Source organism: Leptothermofonsia sp. ETS-13 (assembly GCF_049200465.1).
Classification (GTDB): domain Bacteria; phylum Cyanobacteriota; class Cyanobacteriia; order Leptolyngbyales; family Leptolyngbyaceae; genus Leptothermofonsia.
Genome location: NZ_CP120836.1, coordinates 3937939 through 3960225 on the forward strand (window position 1 = coordinate 3937939; position 22287 = coordinate 3960225).

Genomic DNA, 22287 nt, shown 5'->3' on the forward strand with positions numbered 1-22287 from the left:
AAAATTCCCTTCCCCCCCCTCCTCAGAAGTACCCATGAGTTTCATTGGTGTGCTTGAGCCGTTCCAACACTTCAGAAACCGGGATTACGCCCAGTTCACCGGAGGCGCGAGTACGGATGCTGAGGGAGTTGGATTCTACTTCTTTGGCACCGATGATGGCCATAACAGGAATTTTGTCCTTCTCTGCATTGCGGATCAGTTTGCCGAGGCGATCGCCACTGGTATCCACCTCTGCCCGCAGTCCCAATGCCTGCATCTGCTTAACCACCTGTTTTGCATAGGGCAAAAACTCTTCTGCTACGGGTAAGAGCCGCGCCTGGGTTGGGGCTAACCATAGTGGAAAGTCCCCCGCGTATTCCTCAATCAAAATCCCAATCAGGCGTTCCAGGGAGCCAAAGGGTGCCCGATGAATCATTACCGGACGTTTGCGGGTACCATCCTCTGCCACGTATTCCAGTTCAAACCGCTCTGGCAGGTTGTAATCTACCTGCACAGTACCAAGCTGCCACTCCCGATCCAGCACATCCTGGAAGATGAAATCCAGCTTTGGCCCGTAGAAAGCCGCTTCCCCAATTCCTTCAAAGTGGGGTAAACCAAGCGCTTCCACTGCCCGACGAATGGCGCTCTGTGCTTTATCCCAGGCTTCATCGGAACCGATGTATTTATCGGAGTCGGGATCGCGGAAACTGAGCCGTGCCCGGAAGTTTTTCAGTTGCAGACTCTTGAACACCGACAGGATCAGATCCACAACGTTCAAAAACTCCTGATCGAGCTGCTCCGGCGTGACAAACAGGTGAGAATCATCTACGGTGAAGCCGCGCACGCGAGTTAAACCACCCAGTTCCCCGGACTGCTCAAATCGGTAGACGGTGCCAAACTCGGCCAATCGCATTGGCAAATCCCGATAGGAGCGGAGTTCGCTCTTGTAGATCTGGATGTGGAAGGGGCAGTTCATAGGTTTGAGTACGAAGCCCTGCTCATGCTGCTCAGACTCTTCATCCTCTGCCATCATGGGGAACATATCTTCCTTGTACTTCTGCCAGTGCCCGGAAATTTTGAACAGATCCACCCGTGCAATGTGGGGGGTCACGACTGGCAGATAGCCGCGTTTGAGTTGTTCCTGTTTGAGAAAGTCTTCCAGGAGCGATCGCACCACCGTTCCCTTCGGAGTCCACAGGGGCAAACCGGGGCCTACCGGATCGGCAAAGATAAACAGCCCTAACTCTTTGCCCAGCTTGCGGTGATCACGGCGGAGGGCTTCTTCCTTGCGGCGTTTGTACTCAGCCAGTTGCTCCGGCGACTCCCAGGCAGTGCCATAGATACGCTGGAGCTGGGCCCTGTTTTCATCCCCGCGCCAGTAAGCCCCTGCGACACTTTCCAGATCAAACGCATCGGGATGAATATCTGCCGTATTCTCCACATGCGGACCCGCGCACAGATCCCACCACTGGTCGCCCAGATGATAGATCGTGATTGGATCGCCCTGGATATCCGCCAGAATTTCCAGCTTGTAAGGTTCATTGATGGCCTTAATGCGGCATTCGGCTTCTTCCCGGCTCACCTCTTCGCGAATCACGGGCAGTTTCCGGTTGATGATCTTAACCATCTCCTTGCGAATCGCTTTCAAGTCCTTTTCGGTGAACGGCTCAGGATTGTCAAAGTCATAATAGAAGCCGTTTTCAATCCAGGGGCCGATCGTGACTTGCGCCTTTGGAAATAGCTTTTGAACCGCCATTGCCATGATGTGGGAAGTGGTATGGCGGATCTTCTTTAATGACTCTGATTCACTGGTTTTGGGAAGATGGATCTTTTCAGATGGATCAGGTTGATTTGCTGCAGATTCTTTACCAGGCATAAACTTTACTCGATAAACAACAACAGACGGAGCGAAATGAAGGGGTATGAGCCTCTCAGGGGCGTGTGTTCGCCCCTAGATAGTTCGCTCCTGTCCAGTTGTTGCAACCCAGCTTCGCGATCGCTGAGAGCCATGACTTCTTAAACTCATCCTGTATGCCTGAAAAGACATGAAATTTGAAAAATCCAATCGTTTTCTAGATCTACAATCTCTATCTTACTGATTCCACCTGCACACCGATGGCTTGAATCGATCGCGAAGAAATGTAGATTTTTGTTTCAATTCTTAAAAGACGCTAAGATATTTTCAGAAGAATCTTAGATTTAAGGCATCGAGAGTTCATTTCTTATGTTTAGTCCCAACCCTCCCGATTCAGATCTTCTAAAATCGCTTCTGGAGCCATTGCTGGATGACTTTCAGTACTGGTTTGGGCGATCTCGCCAGTTTCTTGAAACGGAAAAAATTCCCTTCCTTAGTCCCGAAGAACAGGCAGACCTTCTAGACCGAGTGGTGACGGCTCAGAAAGAAGTGAGCACGACCCAGATGCTGTTTAAGGCAACCAATGGTCAGGTCGGTATTGAAGCCTCCATGATGGCTCCCTGGCACCGTCTGGTGACTGAATGCTGGCAGATTGCTGTCCGTTTTCGATTGGGACAGTCTGCCTGAAACGGGATTCAGAATTTTCCAAAAATTTGCGAGACTAGATAGTGTAAATTCGATTCAAGCCAAATCTGTCAGTTAGACGATTAATTCGTTGTTCGCTCTTCGTGCTTTGAAAAAATACTGTTTCAACTTTCAGCATCACGCTGTCTGAGCCAGAGGGAAGCGTTATGTTACTACACTTACTTTACATTCTTGCGTTTACCGTCCTCGCGTTATTAGCAGTTGGTAATTTGATTCGCAATTTAATGACCTTAGGAGTGGAGTCCCAACGTGCTTCCAGGGGATGGTCTCCTGGTGTCTCACAAGCTGGCTCCAGTTCCCGGCAAGAACCTATTCCCCATCCGGAGTTGCTTGACTCCACTGGAAATGTCATCAATGAACCCTTGCTGGTGATGCGCTCCATGAGTGTGGAAGATGCACGTGAACAGCTAGACGCGCTTTATGAATCTTCTCCAGGCTCCAGCACTGATTCTCGTGACGATGTTTAGCCCTCTGCACCATGCCTGAATCATCTGAAGCCCGCCCTTCAGACGCTTCTCAACAATCCGATGAGTCAAACCGTTCTTCTCTGGTTCAGGCGGGAATGATGGATGGATTGCCGGATTGGTTGGGTGATGCTACGAGTGGATGGCAACGGTTTGCACCTTTTCGATGGTTTGTGCAAAGTTTAACCTCCTGGTTCAGTGTCAGCGAAGCCAAGGTTGCTGAAATTCTTGAAAAAGTCAGGGCAGAACTACCCACAACTGAGGCATGGCTGATTGGAAAACCGCAGGCAGGAAAAAGTTCGATTGTTCGGGGGCTGACGGGGATATCTGCTGAAATTGTCGGACAGGGTTTTCGTCCCCATACGCAGCACACTCAGCGATACAGCTACCCAACGGATAACTTGCCATTGCTGATATTTACCGATACAGTTGGACTGGCCGACCCTACTCAGGATACGGCTACAGTCATCCAGGAACTCCTAGGTGCAATGGAACAGGAGAGTCAGCGGGCACGAGTTTTGATCCTGACTTTGAAAATCAACGATTTTGCAACCGATACCCTGCGGCAGATTGCTCAACAAATCCGGAAGCAGCACCCAGAGGTTCCTTGCCTTCTGGCAGTGACCTGTCTGCATGAAGTTTACCCACCAAAGGTAATGGATCATCCTCCTTACCCGCCAGAATTTGCCGATCTACAACGGGCCTTTGCAGCGATTCAGCAAACCTTTACGGGATTGTACGACCGGGCTGTGATGATTGATTTCACCCTGGAGGAAGATGGTTTTAATCCAGTCTTCTACGGTCTGGAGGAGTTGGTGAACACATTGGCAGATTTACTGCCAGAAGCCGAAGCCAAAGCCGTCTATCAACTGTTAGACAGTGATGTCGGGCAGCAGCTTGGCAATCTCTATCGGGATGCGGGAAGACGTTACATTCTGCCCTTTGCTATTATGGCTGCAACCCTGGCGGCGGTTCCCTTACCTTTTTCAACGATGCCAGTTCTCACTGCATTACAGGTGTCCCTGGTGGGGTTGCTGGGCCAACTTTACGGGCAAACGTTGACCCCTTCTCAAGCTGGAGGGATTGTGAGCGCGATCGCCGGTGGGTTCCTGGCCCAGGCGATCGGACGTGAGTTAATCAAATTCATCCCTGGTTTTGGCAGTGTGATTGCGGCATCCTGGGCCTTTGCCTATACCTGGGCTCTGGGTGAAACGGCCTGCGTCTACTTTGGTGACTTGATGGGGGGTATAAAACCTGATGCGAAACGGATTCAGGAAGCGATGAAGGAAGCCTTTGAAGCTGGCAAGGAACGCTTTAGGCGAAAAGGTGAATGAACTTACGAACTGCAAGATGACTAGCGATCGCATAATAGAGCAGTCACCTCTACCCAAGAGCTCAAATGGTTGTCAGCAAAAGTGGGATTTATACCTCCCCAGAGGACTATCTTAAGAGCGAAGAGCAAAGCCCCATTAAGCACGAGTATATTCGTGGCGAGATTTACGGAATGGCAGGCGGGAGCGATGCCCATGATGCCATTTCACTAAACTTGCTAACTCTGTTAAAAAACCATCTCCGGGGTAGTGGTTGTCGGGCTTATACCGGCAATATGAAAGTGTATATCGAGCTAGCCAACGTCTACTACTACCCCAAAGCTATGGTGACCTGTGACGAGCGGGATAGAAAGCTGCAGTATTTCAAACAGTATCCCTGTCTGATTATTGAAGTCCTATCGCCGAGTACAGAAGCGTTTGACCGCGGGGGAAAGTTTGCGGATTACCGCCTGCTGGAATCACTTCAGGAATACGTATTAGTGAGCCAGGAGCGAATGAGTGTGGAATGTTTCCGTCGCAATCCAGAGGGACAATGGGTACTGCATCCCTTCGGAATGGCTGACACAGTTGAATTTGCCAGCATCGGCTTTCGCTGTGAAATGGCAGCCCTGTACGAAGATGTTCCAGATCTGATGCCTTCTAAGCAGTGATATAGCCGTCGCCAGGTTGCTTAGGACATTGGCCTTAATGGAGTGTGGAGACGAAGCCCCTAGCCATGGGTTCCACCCCTGCACCCCGTCCTAAGCCTGGTGGCTATCGCTATATAAGCAGTCTTAAATGGTTTGTGAAATGAAAGGGCTGGGTTTGTGAAATGAAAGGGCTGTTTGAAAAGGGATTCCGCGGGAATCCCTTTTCACAATCAGATAGGACAGATAGGATCGCTATAGCAGTACCCGCTATAGCTACGCCTCAATGATGACTCGCAAATTGCCTCGCTTCTTGGAAACCCGGCAGGCGGTTGTAGAGCCAGAGCGTTCAAACTCCAGATCCAATAGGGTGGGGCCAACCCGCAGGTTTTGCAAAGACAGATAGTTGATCGTTTCTGGCAGGGCTGGGTCGATGATGCGCAGTGTGTTACTGGGCACATCCGGTACCAGATTCACCATCATGTGCAGAAGTTGAAAGACGCTACCCGTCGCCCATGCCTGAGGTGTGCAGGCAACCGGGTATTGGACAGGGTCATTGTCATCGGTTCGGTTGAAGCCACAGAAGAGTTCCGGAGGTCGATGGTAGGGCTGGCGCTTCGTCATATCGAGGATACCCTGAGCCAGTTCCAGAGCCTGATCGATGAGGCCGAGCGATCGCAACCCCATCGCCGTGATGGCATTGTCATGGGGCCATACGGAACCAGTGTGGTAACCCATCGGATTATAGGCAGGAGAAAGGCTACTCAAGGTCCGAATTCCCCACCCATTGAACATATCCGGTGCCCGCAGCCGCTCTGCAACACTATACGCCTTCTCTGGAGTAAAAATACCCAGGTTGAGACAGTGTCCCGGATTGGAGGTAATACTATCGACGGGTTTTCCTTCACCATCCAGTGCCAGGGCACAAAAGTCCTGATCTTCCATCCAGAAGTCCCGGTTAAAGCGCACCCTCAAATCTCTCGCTTCCTCCTCCCATCGGTCGGCTAGGTCAATGCGCTTCTTCATCCGGGCAATCTGTGCCAGGCGGACCTTGGCAGCATAGACGTAAGCCTGCACTTCACAGAGAGAAATATCACCGTGCGCTAACTGTCCTCTGCGGTTGACGATACAATCTCCTGAATCTTTCCAACCCTGATTATCCAGCCCCCGGCTCGATTTACGGAAGTAGCTGAGGTAGCCTGTTCGTTTCATGTTGCGATCGATCCAGCCCATTGCGGCCAGCGCATTATCCCAGAGATTTTCTAAGGTTTCGTAGTCTGCTGTCCAGGCAAAGTACTCAGCATAGAGCATTAGCCAGAGGGGCGTGGCATCGACGGTGCCGTAATAAGGCGTATGGGGAATTTCCTGACAGCGGGCCATTTCACCAAAGCGAATCTCATGCAGAATCTTGCCGGGTTGTTCATCCCGCCACTCGTCATCCGTTTTGCCCTGGTAATGGGCCAGAATATAAAGCGTTTCCCGGGCAATCTGCGGATCCAGCATCAACACCTGGGAAGCTGCGATGATGGAGTCCCGCCCAAACAAAGTGGAGAACCAGGGAACCCCTGCTGAGAGGGCTTTGCCTTTACCAAAAGACTGTCGTAGCAGGTAAATGTCTTGCTCGGCTCGTTCGATAATCTGATTAAAAGTATTTTTGTCGGAGCGAATTCGGGTGACCTGCTGCCGCCAGGTTTGCTCTTCCATCAATTCTGCGGCCTTTGCCTGAGCCAGAGTTGATGGGGCACTGACGGTTGAAGCAGATCGACCATTGTTGAGCATCTGAAGGCGATAACCCAGGGTTTGAGTTTCGTGGGATTCCAGGTGAAGTTGCCAGATTGCTGTATTCCCTTTGAAAAAGTCAGGCTGGTGATGGGCAAATTGAATTCGCGCTTCTAATAACGCCCCATCTAATCCCTGGTAGGCAAGAATTAATTCAGCGGGGGGTGGAGGGTTCGGGGAGAAATCTGCTTCGTAGTCAACTTTCTCCGTTTCTTCTACCCCCTCTGCAAATTCTTCCTCCCAGCTTTTAGTCTCCTCCTCCTGAGGCGGTAATAAGCGAAGGAGCCGTCCGCGCTTTTCTCGGCTAAATCCACGAACTTCAAACAAGTCAATGAAATCTGCATCGAAACTAAGACTCAGTTCAAAGGTAACAGCGCTGGTGCTGTAGTTCGAGATTTCAATTTCCTCAAACAACCCCCCATTTAAGACTAGCTCTCGTTTGATCCCTATTGATTCTGCTTTGATGCGATCGTCGATGTGGGGGTTAGTACACAGAACGGACAGGATAAAGCCTTTGTCAGCAGTGCTGCTGAGAAGAATGGGCGATCGCCCCTCAATCTGCAATTCTAGGCGGCTCAGAAAGCGGGTGTCTTTGCAAAACAACCCCATACCGGCACTGCGATCTTCACCCACAGAGCCACCAATATTGCCAAGTGTATCTGTCAACAAAAACAGATCATCATCTTTCAGGGTCAGGATTGGCTGAGGGCGTTCACTCAGCACTGAGTTCCATTCTGGAATTGGCAACTGGTCGGCAGGCACAAATGTTTTGCCTTCAATCTCAATAATTTCTAACGTCATTCCTTCATGTAGTTGCGGGTAACAGGATAAATTCTGGCGTTTGAGCCTATGCAGCAGGCGATTTCTGAAAACACACTATTCCAGGCTACATAATTATCAATATTTGTCCAGGTCACTTTGAAAAAGGTTTCACCAGGAATTCATTAAGGAATGGAATCTTTTTCTATTTCTTAAAAGAATTAAGTGCTAGGGGTTACAGGTGAGGAGGAGAGGGATGGATGGGGGGATGAGTGGATGAGTTCTGAGTTTTCACCGAGGGTGTTCTAGAAACGGGGCTCTGACTCCTCGAAACCCTGATTCCCTCGACTCCCTTTCCACGATTGCCACAAAAAAATTGACAAACCCTTTTCACCTGCTTATTCCCTACTACCCATTCCCCACTCTGGCTCCTGCCTCCTGTCGTCGCAAATGGAAAGCCCCCGACGAAAAGCCAGGGGCGAAATCAGGGTGCATCTACCATTCCACTCTTCATTCGCTCTGTGTCTCATCCGGAGAAAATGTTGGAAGAATTTGGAGAAAGTCTTACAGATTTTTTCAGTGAAGTAGCCACACCCTTTAAGGGGCTAAGGGTTAGGGGCTAGGGAATGTATGCATTTGCTGGCCGTATGAGAAATACACCTGAACCCTATCTGGGTGAGATTTGCTTCTCTTAAAGGAGAGTTGCTATAAGTATGAGGCGACAGGCGATGGGGAGATACCTGCCGCCTGTTGACCGTAGCCATTGAAGTCTATAGTGATTGCTTGTGGTATCCTTTGCTCAGCTTCAAACAACGTTTGCACCCGGTACGGGTTCTGGTCCTCAATATCGCTGTTCTGCCGATATCAACCTTTACAGCTCTTCTGCTTTAGATAGCCTGGCAACTCAGGCAGCAGCAGGACGATATTTAAAGGTTGTGTCGCTAACTGATGCAGATGAGGCAATTAAGGTCTGCTTGTGCGAGGATGACTACCCGGGTTGGTTGGATGTTCGGGATTTGGAGCAGTTAGAGGTAGCAGGTAGTCCGTATCAGCCTGCACTGCTTTCAGAAGCCGAAATCCGAGCCAGAGTACCTGACGCGATCGCCTTCGCTAAAAGTGCAATGGCACAGCCAAATGAGTATCTTTGGGGAGGTACTGTTGGTCCTAACTTTGATTGCTCAGGACTGGTGCAAACTGCTTTTGCATCAGTAGGGATCTGGTTACCGCGTGACGCTTATCAGCAGGAAGCTTTTGTCCAGGTGATCGCCCTTGAAGACCTTTCCCCAGGGGATCTGGTTTTCTTTGGAACTCCCGTTAAAGCGACCCACGTTGGAATTTATCTGGGAGATGATTGCTACATCCACAGTTCTGGCAAAGATCAGGGGCGCAATGGCATTGGAATTGATTGCCTGTCTGGAGGGGACAACCTCACTAGTCAGAAATACGCCGCCCAGATTCGGGGTGCAGGACGGGTGATGGCAGCTTACATCTCCTCCTGCTTTAACGATTTGTGATAACGTTACTTCCATTCGTATGAAGTGCAACTCTTCATGCGAAGGAATCGGTGTTGTCCCCTGCATCAATCAATGAGTATTTCTCTGCGCTCAGAAGAAAGCAAATTTCAGATTGTTCCGTCGGTGGATGAACTAGCCGTTTCTGTTGTTGTGCCGATTCGGGATGAGTTTGAGAGTTTGCCACCCTTAGTTGATGCGATCGCCAACACTCTGAGCGATCATCAGCTCTCTTACGAAATCATCTTTGTTGATGATGGCTCTACCGATGGTTCCACTGACTTACTCAAGAAACTGGCCCAAAGCCGCACCGATTTGCGAGCTGTCATTCTGCGCCGCAACTACGGGCAAACTGCTGCGATGGCAGCCGGTTTCAGCCATGCCAGGGGACAAATCGTCGTTACGATGGATGGTGATTTGCAAAACGATCCGGCAGACATTCCAGTATTACTTGCCAAATTAGAAGAAGGGTTTGATCTGGTCAGCGGTTGGCGCAAAGAACGACAGGATGCGGCCCTGACCCGACTGCTTCCTTCCAAAATTGCCAACTGGCTAATTGGGCAAGTAACCGGGGTTAAACTGCATGATTACGGATGTTCTTTGAAGGCATACCGGGCAGAATTGCTTGCCGATATGAACCTTTATGGAGAACTACATCGTTTTCTGCCTGCCCTTGCCTTTATTGAAGGCGCACGCATTACAGAAATTCCTGTACGGCATTATGCCCGCCGTTTTGGCAGAAGCAAATATGGTCTGTGGCGAACCTTTCGAGTCATGATGGACATGCTGACCATCTGGTTTATACAAAAGTTCTTAACCAAGCCCATGCATGTGTTTGGGTTATTTGGTTTAGTTTCTTTGCTGTTGGGGTTAGCGATCGGAGCCCATTTGACCTTCCTCAAAATTGTCCTGGGAGCCAGCATTGGCAACCGCCCCCTGTTGATTTTGTGTATCGTGCTACTGCTGGCTGGAGTTCAACTCTTTAGCTTTGGTTTACTAGCGGAGCTACTGATACGAACCTACCATGAATCTCAGGGACGACCGATCTACCGGGTACGCGAGGTGGTGGAACCTGAGGTAGAGAAGTAGGAGGTAAAGAGGTTAGTAAACCGATGGTCCTGAGCTTTGCGTTTACCGAGTTGTTGTTTTCAAAGAGTGCATCAACGACGTGCTGAGTCAACTTAAAGAAATTAAAATCTGGCTGGAGTCTCAGAAAGATTCTCTTTGCTATCTCTGTCTATTCATCATCCTGGTTGGCATTGTCCTTCGGCTTGTTCAGTATTTCAGCAACCGTTCCCTCTGGGGAGATGAGTCTTACCTGGCGTTGAATCTGGTTAATCGCTCTTACTTTGAACTCCTTCAACCCCTGGACTATAATCAGGCGGCTCCTCCGGGTTTCCTGTGGATAGAAAAACTCGCTATTCAGCTATTTGGAAACAATGAATATTCCATGCGATTGTTTCCACTCATCGCCGGAATCATTGCGTTGATCGCCTTTTATCAATTCGGGAAATGGGCTGTCTCTGCCATCGCCCTCCCCATTGCGCTCGCGCTGTTCGCCTTCCTGAAGTACCCCACCTACTATTCAACCGAGGTTAAGCAGTATTCCAGTGACCTGATGGTGGCACTGCTCCTCTGCCTGCTGCTGATTCCTCTCTACGATCAAATCATCAGTAAAAGGCGATCGCTCCTGCTGGGATTGCTGGGCATCTGTGCCATCTGGTTTTCCCATCCAGCCATCTTTGTGTTGGCAGGGCTTGAGCTTGCCCATCTGGGGACTATTCCCGCCAAAAACCGCAAAGCGATCCTGATCAACCGTTTGCCAGTGTATCTGCTCTGGGCAGTGGGTTTTGGTTCTCTCTACTTCTTGACCCTGGCTAGAGCAATGAAAAATGAATTCCTCCAAACGGCCTGGGGAGGTGAATACCCCGACTCGGTGTTCAACGTCATCTGGTTGCTCGATTCCCTGGGCAGGGTGTTCTATCGACCGTTGGGTTTCTTTGGGAAAACCGATGGGATCGCGATCGCGGCCTTCATCATCGGCTGCATCACCTTCTGGAGAAAGAAGCGGGACAAGTTTCTCATCCTCATCGCTCCCATCGCTGTAACCCTGGTGGCGGCTTACTTCCACAAATATCCCTTTCGCTCGCGCCTGATTCTATTTCTCGTTCCCTTCTTCCTGTTGATCATTGCGGAAGGAACTGCTTACCTTCTATCTCAGGTGAATCAGCGCCGCAATTATGTGGCGATCGCGGGTGTCGTGATGGCTTGCCTGCTACTGTTTCCTCCCCTACTTAACTCAGGTAAGCTGCTCGTTCACCCCCATACCGTCCATGAGATTCGGCCCGTCATCGAGTACATCAAAACCCATCAGAAGCCGGGAGATGGGCTGTATATTGACTCAGGAATCTTGCCATTTGAATACTACGCACCGAAGTACGGCTACTCCAAATCAGATTACGTGCCTGGTTATAACAACTTTCTGAATCTCGCAACTTTTTCAGTACAGGACTGGGAAAACTTCAAGCGCCAATCCAGTCATCTCCGAGATAAGCAGCGCGTGTGGTTTCTCTTCTCTGGGGACAGAATCGACGAAACCCTCGTCAAACCCAACCTCGATCGCATCGGTCAACGGGTTGATGTCTTCAGGCAGCCCGGTGCGTTTACTTATCTGTATGAGTTGAAGGGAGGGGTAAGGTGAAGTTGTTTGTTGTTAGTTGCTCGTTGTTATACCAATCGTCCATCGGTAAAATTTGGGTTCTTCCGGTGTTTGAAGCTGGAGCGATCGCTCTGGTAACCACTCACCCATATCGAAATCACGGGATATGATTCGTGTACCTGGTTTCAACTGACGAAATAACTGAGGACGTAAACGTAAGTTGAGATGGGGTAATAGATACAAAAACACCACAGTAGCATCGCTGAAGTTCGTTTCGAACAAATCTTGATGGCGAAACTCCACAAGATTACTGACACTTGCTCGCGCTGCATCCTCCTTTGCTTTTTGAATGCGTTCCGGATCAATGTCAACGCCCACACCACGGGTACCAAACTGCTGTGCCGCTGCAATTAACAGACGCCCGTCCCCACACCCCAAATCATAGAAAACATCGGATGCTGCCACCTCTGCCAGCTTCAGCACCTCTGCGATCGCCTCCGCCTCTGTAGGGATATAACCAATATCTGGCTTACGGTCAAAACGCTGCATTTTTTTAAGGGAGAGAGGGGAATGAGTAAATAGGTGGATGAGTAGATGGATGTAACGAATTTTGGAGGGTGTTACAGAAACGGGGCTTTGACTCCTTGAAACCCTGATTCCCTCGCCCCCTTTCCAAGATTACCCAAAAAATTGACAAACCCGGTTTTGAATTCTGAGTCAACTCCTGTCACCTGTCACCTGGCTCCTTCCTTCCCCCTGTCACCTAAAAATATCCTTCTGTTTTTGAATCCAGAATGTAATGAAAAGATAGAGAATGGCGTGTAAGCCCAGCATACCCCAGTTGAGCCAGAGGTTATGCCAGGTTGGGTCATAAACTGCCGTTTTCTCCAAGGGTTGGGCAACGAAACTGCCATCAGGCAGCAAGATCGGTTCTGGTACCATGGCGTTGACATTCACCAGGCTGCCGTAGGCTCCCACGGACCAGCGGCTCAGCATCAACCAGGAGATTTTGTTGGCAAAGCCTTCCATCTTGAACAGAACCCCGGAAAAAAATAATTTGAGGTAACAGCAACAGAGGAAGGGCACTATTGGCCTGAGTGCTGTTGCGGACAATCGCCGAAATCATCAGCCCCATACTCATGCAGGCAATCAACGTCAGGAAGGTGGTAATCCCCAAACCCAACGACCAGGGCAGCAATTCTGGCTTCGGATCGGCAAAGCCCGTCAGAATGACCGCAACCATCAGCAGCGTTTGTACCAGTGCCAGCCCAGCTAGAATCACCGTTTTGGAACCAAGGTAGGCAAACAACCCTAGGTTAATCAATCGCTCCCGCATGTAAATTGCCGTCTCTTTGACAATTTCCTGAAGTGAACTGGAAAGTCCGACCCAGAGAGCCGCACAGGTAAATACAAACAACACTCGTAGGGCCAGGGGAGCCAGTGTGGGGTCGGGCTTGTCGCCCAGAATCAGGGGGGCTTTGTTTCGCACCGCCAGAGTAATCAGACCGATGGCGATCGGAGCCGTCAACAAAGATAGTGCCAGAGTTGCCAGATCGCGAAGAATCAGTTGGAAATAGCGCTGAGTCAGTAAGGAGAGCTGTTTGACAAAAGAAGTGCCTTTGCTGGGAGAGGCAGGCAGTGGTTGTCGGGTGGCATTGCCAGGGCTGAGATGTCCGGTTACGTAACACCAGTGGTCGTCGGATTGGCGAAACTTTTCTGCCCAATGGCGAACCACCATTTCGCCCCGCTCTAATTCGTTGTAGATATCGGCAAAATCTCCAGAAGTAACGCCAAAAAATTCCAGCGCTTTAGTGGGCGGACCAAAGTAGCAGAGCCGCCCGCCACGACCCACGAAAACGATGTGATCGCAGAGTGTAATGTTTGCCGTTGCATGGGTCACCAGAATCACCGTTCGCCCCTGGTCTGCCAGTTTGCGGAGCAGTTGCATCATCTTCTTATCCAACCCCGGATCGAGCCCTGACGTGGGTTCATCCAGAAAGAACAATTTGGGATCGGCCAGCAATTCCACCCCAATGCTGACCCGTTTGCGCTGACCCCCACTCAGCTTACTGACCAGCACATCGCGCCGTTCGGCCATTTCAATTTGTTCCAGAGTTTTGCTAACCACCTCATCGATATCAGTATCGGCAGGAAGCCGCAACTTTGCTGCATAGGTCAACACTTCTGCAACGGTCAATTCCCGATGCACAATGTCGTCCTGGGGCACGTAACCAATCTGAGAACGGTAAATGCCAAAGTTGCTGCGCAGGGCATTGCCATTCAAATACACGATGCCCTTATCGGTGGGATCAAGACCCAGCAGGGTTCTCATCAATGTCGATTTACCCGCACCACTGCCACCCACCAGAGCCACAAATTGTCCCGGCTCAATTGCCAGCGAAATCTCATCCAGTAAGCGGCGAGTCTGGTTTCGCCGATCTTTCACTTCCCGTACCAGTTCCCAGGCATCCAGGCGAATTTGATTGCCCCGGTCTACCACCTCCAGGATGTCTCCCCGTAGAACCAGGGTAAAGGGACCAATCTGGACGCTGGACCCTTCGCTCAGGTAAGCACTGCCGTCAACCCGCACGTTGTTAACAAACACTCCATTGGTGCTGTGATCCCGCAGGATGTAGCGTCCGGTTCCATCGGGTTCAATGGTGGCATGGCGACGAGAAACGATGAGTGCTTCCAGTTGCAGGGTGGTTTGGGGGATCGCGCCCCAGTAATACGGATCGATTTTTGAGGGACAGCGATCGCTTCTCTGGCATCTCTGCCGTTTCCGCCCCAAAGGGATTGCGATAGGCCAGCACAATCTGATTGCGGGGATTTTGCCCAATCCGCAGTTCAGTTCCATGCTTAAGCGGATAGCCCTTAGCCGGAGTGATGCGAGTCCGGTTAATAAACAGCCCATTTGTGCTGGGCTTTTGACCATCGCCATCATAGATGCAATAGTCTTCCCCTTCGCGCCGTAGCAGGGCATGGCAGCCGGAAATGATCTGCCAGTCACTCGGCACTAGCAAATCTGAGCGATAGGGATCTCGGCCCAGAAAATGTTGCTCCTGGGTGAGAAAGAGCTGAATGGCGTGTCCCTGGTTATTGAGTTCCAGGAACGGTTGAGTGAGGACAGTCTTCTGCTCAGAGATAGGCATGTGGGCGGTTAGGGGCTAAAAAGAACAGGCAGACGAGCCCTTCGTCCAGCATACCCACTGCCCTAGCCGGTATAGCGTCTCCATCCGAAAAAGGTGGTCACAAGGTAAAGTTCAATCACTGAACCAATCACCGAAGGAATCAGCGGTACTCCCAGAATCCCCCAATGCAGAATGTCAGAGCTGACTCCATACTGGTCTTTGAGGAATTTGAAAACCACTTCCCCTAACCAGACGCCTGTCAATCCGGTCAGCATCAATCCCAGAAAACGACCGGGAATGCGGTGGGGAATCAGAATGTTGGCAATGCCCGCACAGAGAATTGCAACGATGAGTTGTACAGCCAGATGTTCCATAGTTTCTCCTGAGAAATTCATGGACAGTGGTGCTGCACCCTGTTTTTATAGTTCTCGCCAGCTTGCTTAGGACACTGGATTTAAGGGGGAGTGGGGGCTGCGCCTCCAGCCAGGGATGGAAACCCTGCATTCCCCAACAAAACTTTCGTTTTGCTGTACCAGGGCTATAAGCAGCGATCGCAGGGGTAGGTAATAAAAACAACTCCCCCCCTACTGGTAGGCGCAGGAGGAAAGCAAGAGGATTGAAATCAGTTAAATTCTTATGCTTTGCGAACTGGCGGAATAGCACTAACAGGTTAGAACCTGCTTCGCTAGCGTTCCACATTCACACCCCTGTGCTTAATCTTAACGTGAGGAATCATGAATTAAAACGCCCAAGTTCCTGCGATCGCACAGATGCAGCTCGTACCGCTTCAATGAGCGCCGAACGCAAACCTGATCGTTCTAACTGAGCAATTCCAGCTATCGTTGTGCCGCCGGGACTGGTAACCCGATCTTTCAGTTCTCCAGGATGCATACTCGATTCCTGCAACAGTTGGGCTGTACCTTTGACCGTTTGCAAGGCCAGTTTCATTGCGATCGCCCTCGGCAATCCGGCAGCAACTCCACCATCCGCCAGCGCTTCAACCACGACTGCAACAAATCCAGGCCCAGAACCGGACAGCCCAGTAACAGCATCCATCAAAGCTTCGGGAACTTCAACTACTTCTCCAACGGCTGCAAAGATCTGCTGGGCTAACTTCAGGTGGTGGGGTTGGATATGGCTACCTGCTGCGATTGCCGTTATTCCTACCCCAATGGTGGCCGGGGTATTCGGCATTGCTCTAATAACCGGGTGTCCAGAAAACCCAGCTTCCAGTCTGCTCAAAGGGATTCCCGCCAGGATGGAAAGGATTAAGGGGGGAAGGGTTTGGGCGGTAACGGATAGATCGGCAACCACCGCTTCAAACATTTGAGGTTTGATCGCCAGCATCAACACTTCCGTAGCGATCGCCGCTCGATTGTCTGCCGTAACCTGAACCCGATACCGCTCTGCTAGAAACGCCCGTCGCTGTGGTTGGGGTTCACTCACCAACACATCCTGCGGAGCGTAGATCCCCTGTAAAATAAGACGGGATAAGAGAGCTTCTCCCATTACCCCGCCGCCAATAATACTTAATTTTACAGACACTGAACGTCTCCTGAAGCGATTAGCTGTTGATTGCTAGGTGTAATGACACCAGACGTTATTCCCATTTGATTAGTGCATTACGCTATCGCTAACAGCACCCTGCAAATACAACCCTGTATGTCAATACAGCTCAATACAGTTAAGGATTGTGGCTTTAATAACACCGCATTCTTCGAGCAAATTGACACCTCCTCCTTCCCCTCTCCGACTCGGAGAGGGGCGCCAAAGGCGGGGTGAGGTTTTCGGAGTTATTTAACTCTCATACCTAAGGGGTAGAGGTTTAGCACTCTAGCTAACAACTAATCACTAACAACTGATTATTGCGCCATCCGCATCTGGTCATTAGACCAAGCCGCTGCCGGAGGAGCCTGACGGGGCATCCGCATTTGAGGTTGTTGCATCGGAGCATCGAAACCGGTGGTGTTCTGGGTACTGACCTGAACACAACTGGGGGTGAACAGGAAAATGCTTTCACCAATGCGTTCTTGATGCCCATCGATCGCATAGGTACCACCAGCAACAAAATCCACCGCTCGTTGAGCCTGATCGGGATCCATAATGGTGAGATTGAGCACAACCGACTTACGCTCCCGCAAAGCTTGAATCGCCTGGGGCATTTCTTCAAAGGAACGAGGCTCCATCACTACCACCTCAGAAATCCCGTTGGTGGCACCAGGCATACCAATCACATTGCTCATACCAGGAGTGGTGCCCATACCAACATCTGCACCCATCGCTGGGCGATCGCGGAACCGACTGCGACGAGCACGCACATCTTCCTGGGATGCCTGAGGCATTGGCTGGGGAGCGTGTTCTTGCTGATAAAGATTCTCGTAGTCACCTCCATCCATTTCGTCATATTCGTACTCGTAATCCATCTGCTCGTTAAAGCCAACGAAGTCCCGTAGTTTATTGAATAGATTGCTCACTGTTCACGCTCCATCACGATCAGGGTGTAGTTATGAATCAATGCGGGTGGCTAGAAATCCAGGAATCAAACTAGCCGTTACTGTACAAATGATGAGGACTGCCTTTAGGGGTTGTAGTGATAGCCAAACGATTTACGTTAGTGGCTCAATCTGCAAGCGAATATATTAGGCGCCTCGCCTGGTTTGGCTGAATTGAAAATTTAGTATACATCCACATTCTTGAAATGGATAGGTTATTAACGGTTTTTCGTTTAAAGTTTGGAGGATTTACGAAAATTACATTATAGGAACAACTAATGATAGACCATTCACTCAAAAAACGAACAAAAATAATCTCAAAAGTCTTTTCCGCGCCCAGAATTTAATGATGTCTAAAGGTTTTCCTCGACAATTTGCCGTTATTGTTTGAGATTGTCTTCGGTGCTCAAGGCCTTACTAGGCTGGGCGATCGCCAAACAGGATGCGGCCCAGGCGTATCATGGTTGCTCCTGCTTCAACGGCCAGCTCGTAATCATCCGACATTCCCATTGAAAGTTGGCCCATTCGAATATGAGACCAGTTCTGAGTGGCGATTTTGTTAGCAAGTTCGCGCGTTTGTTGAAAAACAGCTAATATTTCCGAGTCATTTAAGCCCAGGGGTGCAATCGTCATTAAACCCTCAATATTGAGGTGCTCGCAGCGATTTAGTTCTGGTAAATCCTTCAACAAATCAAAGGTTGACCAGCCATATTTACTAGGGTCTGGTAAAAGTTTGACTTGTAGCAAAATCTGCGGTTTTCGCGATAGCTGTTCTGCTAACCGATTTAATTTTTGGGCCAGCTTTAAGCTATCAACTGAGTGAATCCATTGGAATTGCCCTATCGCTTTTTGTGCTTTGTTAGTTTGTAAATGCCCAATTAAATGCCAGGTTATACCGGTCAGGTTTTGAAGTTGCGCTTGCTTTACTTCGGCTTCCTGTACCCGGCTTTCGCCAAAGTCACGAATCCCCGCATCGTAGGCTTCGCGTATTGCATCAACTGAAACCTGCTTGGTTACGGCAATCAATCGCACAGACGGGGGCAGGGTTCGACGTATCTCCAAAATGCGCTCTGAAATTGTACCCCCAAGTTTAGAAAACGGCATCATTGAAATGTTTGTTTATAAACTCCATGGAGGCGATCGTAATCTAGAGATTGACCCAGGCGGCGCAGCGATCGCATTCGGCTTTCAACCAAAATCCGGGCATCTGTTCGAGTGATCGGCTCAAACTCCAAGCCATCTTGCCCATTTGCAACCAAGAAAAATAAACGTTGCGCATACAGGGTCGTGAACAACTCTCGCTTTTCATCGACCAAACATACCCTGAACAGCAAGCCAAAGTTGGGATGATTGAGATAATTTTCGTTGCTCATTCAGGTTTGAACTGGACAGACGTTGAAGATATTACACCCATTTTCTTATCCCATCACTTTACGTGATATTGCTGCGCTCTTCCAGTCATGCCTGTCACCGCCCTATGGTCAACCCTATCAACCCCACCGCTAAACTCTTAGGAAAACCCCTTCACCGTTGAAGACTGCGAGGGTCTAAGGCATCTCGCAAGCCATCCCCCAGTAGGTTGAATGCCAGTACAGTCAGGATAATCAGAATCGCAGGGGGCCAGATTAACCAGGGTTGAAGCACCAGAATCGACGCATTCGTAGCCAGTGAGAGCATATTGCCCCAGGAAGGATCAGGCTGTTGAATGCCAAGTCCGATTAAACTCAGAACCGACTCCGCCACAATAAAGCTGGGAATTGCCAGCGTAGCTGAAATAATGACATAGGTCAGGGTCTGCGGTAAAACATGGCGAATAATGATGTAAAGCGACTTGCCCCCCATCGCGCGGGCTGCCTGTACAAATTCTCGCTCCTTTAAGGAAAGCACCTGACCCCGAATCACTCGTGCCAGGGCTGCCCAACTAATGAAGGAGGTGATCAGGATAATCAGCAGAAACCGTTGGGCACTGCTAAGACCGGGTGGTAAGACTGCCGCCAATGCCACCAGTAAGTAGATGCTGGGAATGGTCATCAGCACTTCCACCAGACGCATCAAAACATTATCAATCCAGCCACCAAAGTAGCCAGAGATACCGCCCACCAGCATTCCTAATGGAAAGGAGATGGCAATTCCAACCAGGCCAATGCTGAGACTGATGCGCCCACCGTATACCAAGCGGCTGAACTGATCTCGTGCCTGTTCGTCAGTGCCAAGCAGGTTGAATTGGCCAGGCCCCGTTGTACCAAACAAATGGAGATTACCGGGGATACCAGGAAAAAGCTCCACTTCTTCAAATCTAGGGTCGGTCAGGGAGAACTGGGTGGGCAGAGGGAGTTTGATCTGAAGGATGCGATACTCATCCCCCTGCACCAATAAGCGGATAGGGGAGGGTTGGTCCCGATCAACAATGAGTTGGCGATCGCCCGTCTGCAAATCCACCGGCCCCTGAGTAGTGGGGTAAACATGGGGACCAATCCACTGCCCAGACTGGTTTCGCCAATAGATCTGCGTTGGTGGCAACATAGCTCCATCCGGCTGCGACGCATAGGGGTCATAGGGAGCGACAAACTCTGCAAAAATCACCGCCAGGTAAAACACCAGCAACAATAGTGCTCCAAACCGCGCCAGATTATTCTTCTTTAGTCGTTGCCACCAGTTCATGGGAGGAGATGGGCTAGGGTCAAAGAACTATTCTATAGCAGGTACCAACTTCTATAGCAGGTACCAACTGACCTTCACCCTATCACTCCATCGGTCTTCTCATCTACTCATCCACCCATCCACTCATTCACTCACTCCCCCTCACTCCTGTGGCTTTTCGTGCTCTACCACAAACACATTGGAATACAGGTTGGCAATAATCTGCTTGCCCTGTTGGGTAAGAGACAGATAGTAAAGCGCATCCTTGATATAAGGAAAAACACCGTGCCAGTAAAACTTGGGATAGTTTTTACGCAAATCGCCAGGATGGCGGTAGCCCAGGACTTTGTTGACACCCGTTTCTTCAAACTCATAGAAGAGGGCACTAATTTTTTTCAGATAGCGGGGGTCGCTGAGTTGCCCAATCAGGTCCGAGGCACGGATGAGAGCAGGGTAATTGATAGTGTCCTGGTGGTCTTCGGCAGCGGGGACGGGAAAACGGGTAAGTTCAATGTTTTGTTTGATCACTTCAGCATCAATGAGCTTGTGTCCACCAAATCGCTCGTCAATAAAAAGTTTTGCCCGATCAACATGGTAGGGAGTGAGCCCAGCATCGGTAGAACCGGGAGGCAGAGAGACCATGGCACCATCCCTGCCAGTGGCATAAAGACCATCCCGATCCTGACGGCAGACCCCTTTAACGTAGCCAATATCGTGGCACACCAGCGAAATAATGAAATGCAGCCAGTCTTCACAGGAAACTCCCCCTTGGCGGATATGTTTTCCGCGCAAGATTTCCTGCCCTACCAGAGTCACCAAAATGGAGTGTTCAACATTGTGGTAAAGCGCATCGCTGTTTGCAATGTTCTCCATAGCCATCCCGCCCACCCAGGCAATGATATCTTCATAGTCAGACTTCCAGCCCCCATAGGTGCGGCGGTAACCTTCTTTGAGTTTGTTCACAAAGTCTTCGATGAGAAGTTCTGTCGCGTTAAACATTGCTGCCTGCCTGGGCTTAAGTACAGGGAATGATTTTGAATTCTATAGCAGGTAGAAGTGGAAGGGATGGGGGGATAGGGTGGATGGGGGATAGAGTAATTGTTGCTCTGGGTTTGCCAAATTTTTTGTGGCAATCCTGGAAAGGGGGGGCGAGGGAATCGGGGTTTCAAGGGCCCTATTCTAGAACAGCCTCTACCCTCCCACTCCTCTATCCATTCACCCTTTTACTCCATCACTTCCCCACCCATCCACTCCTTCTTTCTTCTTTCTTCTTCCTATTCCCTCACACCTCACGTAACTAACAGCTCTTAATAAACCATTATCCAGTTCGCGAAGTGTCACCCGGATAAATCAATGAACTGTACCCCAACTTTTACTCTGAGAATGACATGGTGCAAGTCAACACTATCGGTCGTTCAAGTTTATTTGCTGAAAAATTGGACTTCTAATCTCTAACCTGGAGTCTAAGTCGAAGAATCTTTGAATGACGATGCTTGATGGAGTGTTTAGAGTGAGCGTTACCCATGAGTCCTTCTCTGTCTACGTCCTGGTCAGCAGTCAAGACGGCAGTTTCTCGGATTTCTGCGCCTGCAAAGGCACTATCTAACGAGGAGCTTGTTCGTCGCTGTCAAACAGATCCTTACCCGGATAGGATGGCATTTGAAGAGCTAGTTTGCCGTTATCGCCCCAATGTGGAGAAGGTGCTTTATCATCTTGCTCCTGACTGGCAAGACCGGGCTGACCTGGCTCAAGAAGTGTGGATTCGGGTTTACCGTAATGTGCACCGTCTGAGCGAACCAGCTAAATTTCAAAGTTGGCTCAGCCGAATTGCCACTAACCTGTTTTACGACGAATTACGCAAGCGTAAGCGGTCCACTTCTGTGGTATCTATGGATGCTCCCCTTTCTTTTGGTGATAGTGAAATTGAATGGGAAATCGCAGCACCTGACCCGGAACCTTCTGAAACGCCTGATCGGCAAGAGTTCTACAGTCAGTTGAAAGGGGCGATCGCCGAACTGCCGGAGGCTTTCCGCACAACCATTGTGCTACGGGAAATTGAAGGCATGAGCTACGAAGAAATCGCCGAAATTACTGGCTCTTCCCTGGGTACCGTCAAATCTCGCATTGCTCGTGCCCGTCAACGCTTGCAACTACAGCTACAGCCCTATTTAGAAAGTGCCTGAAGCAGGAGAAGGGTAAAAATCCACCATGAGCTGTATGCTCGAAACTTCGTTTCGCTTCATACTGCTTTTTAGCAACGCCGATTTCCTTGTTGGGCTGCTTAGTTCTCGGTGGGGCAGTAGCCTGAGCATTCTCTGCTAGAGTGCTGGATTTAGCCACCTCAAGTCATCTCTCA

At 50.1% G+C, this 22287-nt stretch carries 21 protein-coding genes; 8 read left to right on the top strand and 13 right to left on the bottom strand.

Going from position 1 to position 22287, the window contains the following annotated elements:
* Positions 1-22: 22 nt before the first annotated feature.
* Positions 23-1855, bottom strand: a complete 1833-nt coding sequence (gene thrS / locus P4D80_RS17950; protein ID WP_421655375.1) for a threonine--tRNA ligase — start codon at positions 1853-1855, stop codon at positions 23-25.
* Between the two features lie 348 nt (positions 1856-2203).
* Between thrS and P4D80_RS17955 the strand changes: the two genes are divergently transcribed.
* From P4D80_RS17955 to P4D80_RS17970, 4 genes are all read left to right on the top strand, one after another.
* Entirely contained in the window at positions 2204-2521 is a 318-nt protein-coding gene (locus P4D80_RS17955; protein WP_421655376.1) for a DUF2605 domain-containing protein, read from the top strand.
* A gap of 164 nt (positions 2522-2685) precedes the next feature.
* Positions 2686-3006: a DUF2973 domain-containing protein gene (locus P4D80_RS17960; protein WP_421655377.1), complete on the top strand. Its 321-nt coding sequence runs from the start codon at positions 2686-2688 to the stop codon at positions 3004-3006.
* Between the two features lie 11 nt (positions 3007-3017).
* The gene (locus P4D80_RS17965) at positions 3018-4337 is read left to right on the top strand and encodes a YcjF family protein (protein ID WP_421655378.1); all 1320 of its coding nucleotides are present in this window, start codon (positions 3018-3020) and stop codon (positions 4335-4337) included.
* Positions 4338-4402: 65 nt separating this feature from the next.
* Positions 4403-4984: a Uma2 family endonuclease gene (locus tag P4D80_RS17970; protein WP_421655379.1), complete on the top strand. Its 582-nt coding sequence runs from the start codon at positions 4403-4405 to the stop codon at positions 4982-4984.
* A gap of 252 nt (positions 4985-5236) precedes the next feature.
* On the opposite strand, the gene P4D80_RS17975 is transcribed toward P4D80_RS17970, so the two are convergent.
* On the bottom strand, positions 5237-7540 hold the full coding sequence (locus P4D80_RS17975; protein ID WP_421655380.1) for a glycogen debranching N-terminal domain-containing protein: 2304 nt from the start codon (positions 7538-7540) through the stop codon (positions 5237-5239).
* A 743-nt stretch (positions 7541-8283) separates the two neighbouring features.
* Between P4D80_RS17975 and P4D80_RS17980 the strand changes: the two genes are divergently transcribed.
* The 3 genes from P4D80_RS17980 to P4D80_RS17990 all read left to right on the top strand — a co-directional run bounded on the left by P4D80_RS17980 (position 8284) and on the right by P4D80_RS17990 (position 11710).
* Complete coding sequence (locus P4D80_RS17980; protein ID WP_421655381.1) at positions 8284-9012, top strand: C40 family peptidase; 729 nt, start codon at positions 8284-8286, stop codon at positions 9010-9012.
* A 72-nt stretch (positions 9013-9084) separates the two neighbouring features.
* Positions 9085-10098 (top strand): glycosyltransferase family 2 protein, encoded by a 1014-nt coding sequence (locus tag P4D80_RS17985; protein WP_421655382.1) that lies wholly within the window; start codon positions 9085-9087, stop codon positions 10096-10098.
* Positions 10099-10177: 79 nt separating this feature from the next.
* Positions 10178-11710 (top strand): glycosyltransferase family 39 protein, encoded by a 1533-nt coding sequence (locus P4D80_RS17990; protein ID WP_421655383.1) that lies wholly within the window; start codon positions 10178-10180, stop codon positions 11708-11710.
* Between the two features lie 12 nt (positions 11711-11722).
* Here P4D80_RS17990 and P4D80_RS17995 read toward each other — a convergent pair whose 3' ends face one another.
* The 11 genes from P4D80_RS17995 to P4D80_RS18045 all read right to left on the bottom strand — a co-directional run bounded on the left by P4D80_RS17995 (position 11723) and on the right by P4D80_RS18045 (position 20930).
* Positions 11723-12217 (bottom strand): SAM-dependent methyltransferase, encoded by a 495-nt coding sequence (locus tag P4D80_RS17995; protein ID WP_421655384.1) that lies wholly within the window; start codon positions 12215-12217, stop codon positions 11723-11725.
* 210 nt (positions 12218-12427) lie between these two features.
* Positions 12428-12610, bottom strand: a complete 183-nt coding sequence (locus P4D80_RS18000; protein WP_421655385.1) for a hypothetical protein — start codon at positions 12608-12610, stop codon at positions 12428-12430.
* Positions 12582-14408: an ATP-binding cassette domain-containing protein gene (locus P4D80_RS18005; protein WP_421659562.1), complete on the bottom strand. Its 1827-nt coding sequence runs from the start codon at positions 14406-14408 to the stop codon at positions 12582-12584. The genes P4D80_RS18000 and P4D80_RS18005 overlap by 29 nt, the downstream gene beginning before the upstream one ends.
* Positions 14323-14820, bottom strand: a complete 498-nt coding sequence (locus tag P4D80_RS18010; protein WP_421655386.1) for an FHA domain-containing protein — start codon at positions 14818-14820, stop codon at positions 14323-14325. The genes P4D80_RS18005 and P4D80_RS18010 overlap by 86 nt, the downstream gene beginning before the upstream one ends.
* Before the next feature lie 62 nt (positions 14821-14882).
* Positions 14883-15173 carry a hypothetical protein gene (locus P4D80_RS18015; protein ID WP_421655387.1) on the bottom strand — a complete coding sequence of 97 codons (291 nt, stop codon included), beginning with the start codon at positions 15171-15173 and terminating at the stop codon, positions 14883-14885.
* 358 nt (positions 15174-15531) lie between these two features.
* Positions 15532-16344, bottom strand: coding sequence for a pyrroline-5-carboxylate reductase (proC, locus tag P4D80_RS18020; protein ID WP_421655388.1), 813 nt, complete (start codon positions 16342-16344; stop codon positions 15532-15534).
* Between the two features lie 317 nt (positions 16345-16661).
* Positions 16662-17273 (bottom strand): cell division protein SepF, encoded by a 612-nt coding sequence (locus tag P4D80_RS18025; RefSeq protein WP_421655389.1) that lies wholly within the window; start codon positions 17271-17273, stop codon positions 16662-16664.
* 435 nt (positions 17274-17708) lie between these two features.
* Positions 17709-18398 carry a YggS family pyridoxal phosphate-dependent enzyme gene (locus tag P4D80_RS18030; protein ID WP_421655390.1) on the bottom strand — a complete coding sequence of 230 codons (690 nt, stop codon included), beginning with the start codon at positions 18396-18398 and terminating at the stop codon, positions 17709-17711.
* Complete coding sequence (pipX, locus tag P4D80_RS18035; RefSeq protein WP_421655391.1) at positions 18395-18664, bottom strand: transcriptional coactivator PipX; 270 nt, start codon at positions 18662-18664, stop codon at positions 18395-18397. Before pipX ends, P4D80_RS18030 begins: the two co-directional genes overlap by 4 nt.
* A 151-nt stretch (positions 18665-18815) precedes the next feature.
* Entirely contained in the window at positions 18816-19952 is a 1137-nt protein-coding gene (locus P4D80_RS18040) for an ABC transporter permease (RefSeq protein WP_421655392.1), read from the bottom strand.
* Positions 19953-20093: 141 nt separating this feature from the next.
* Positions 20094-20930: an Npun_R2479 family HD domain-containing metalloprotein gene (locus tag P4D80_RS18045; protein WP_421655393.1), complete on the bottom strand. Its 837-nt coding sequence runs from the start codon at positions 20928-20930 to the stop codon at positions 20094-20096.
* 524 nt (positions 20931-21454) lie between these two features.
* Between P4D80_RS18045 and P4D80_RS18050 the strand changes: the two genes are divergently transcribed.
* Positions 21455-22114, top strand: coding sequence for a sigma-70 family RNA polymerase sigma factor (locus P4D80_RS18050; RefSeq protein WP_421655394.1), 660 nt, complete (start codon positions 21455-21457; stop codon positions 22112-22114).
* Positions 22115-22287: the final 173 nt, after the last annotated feature.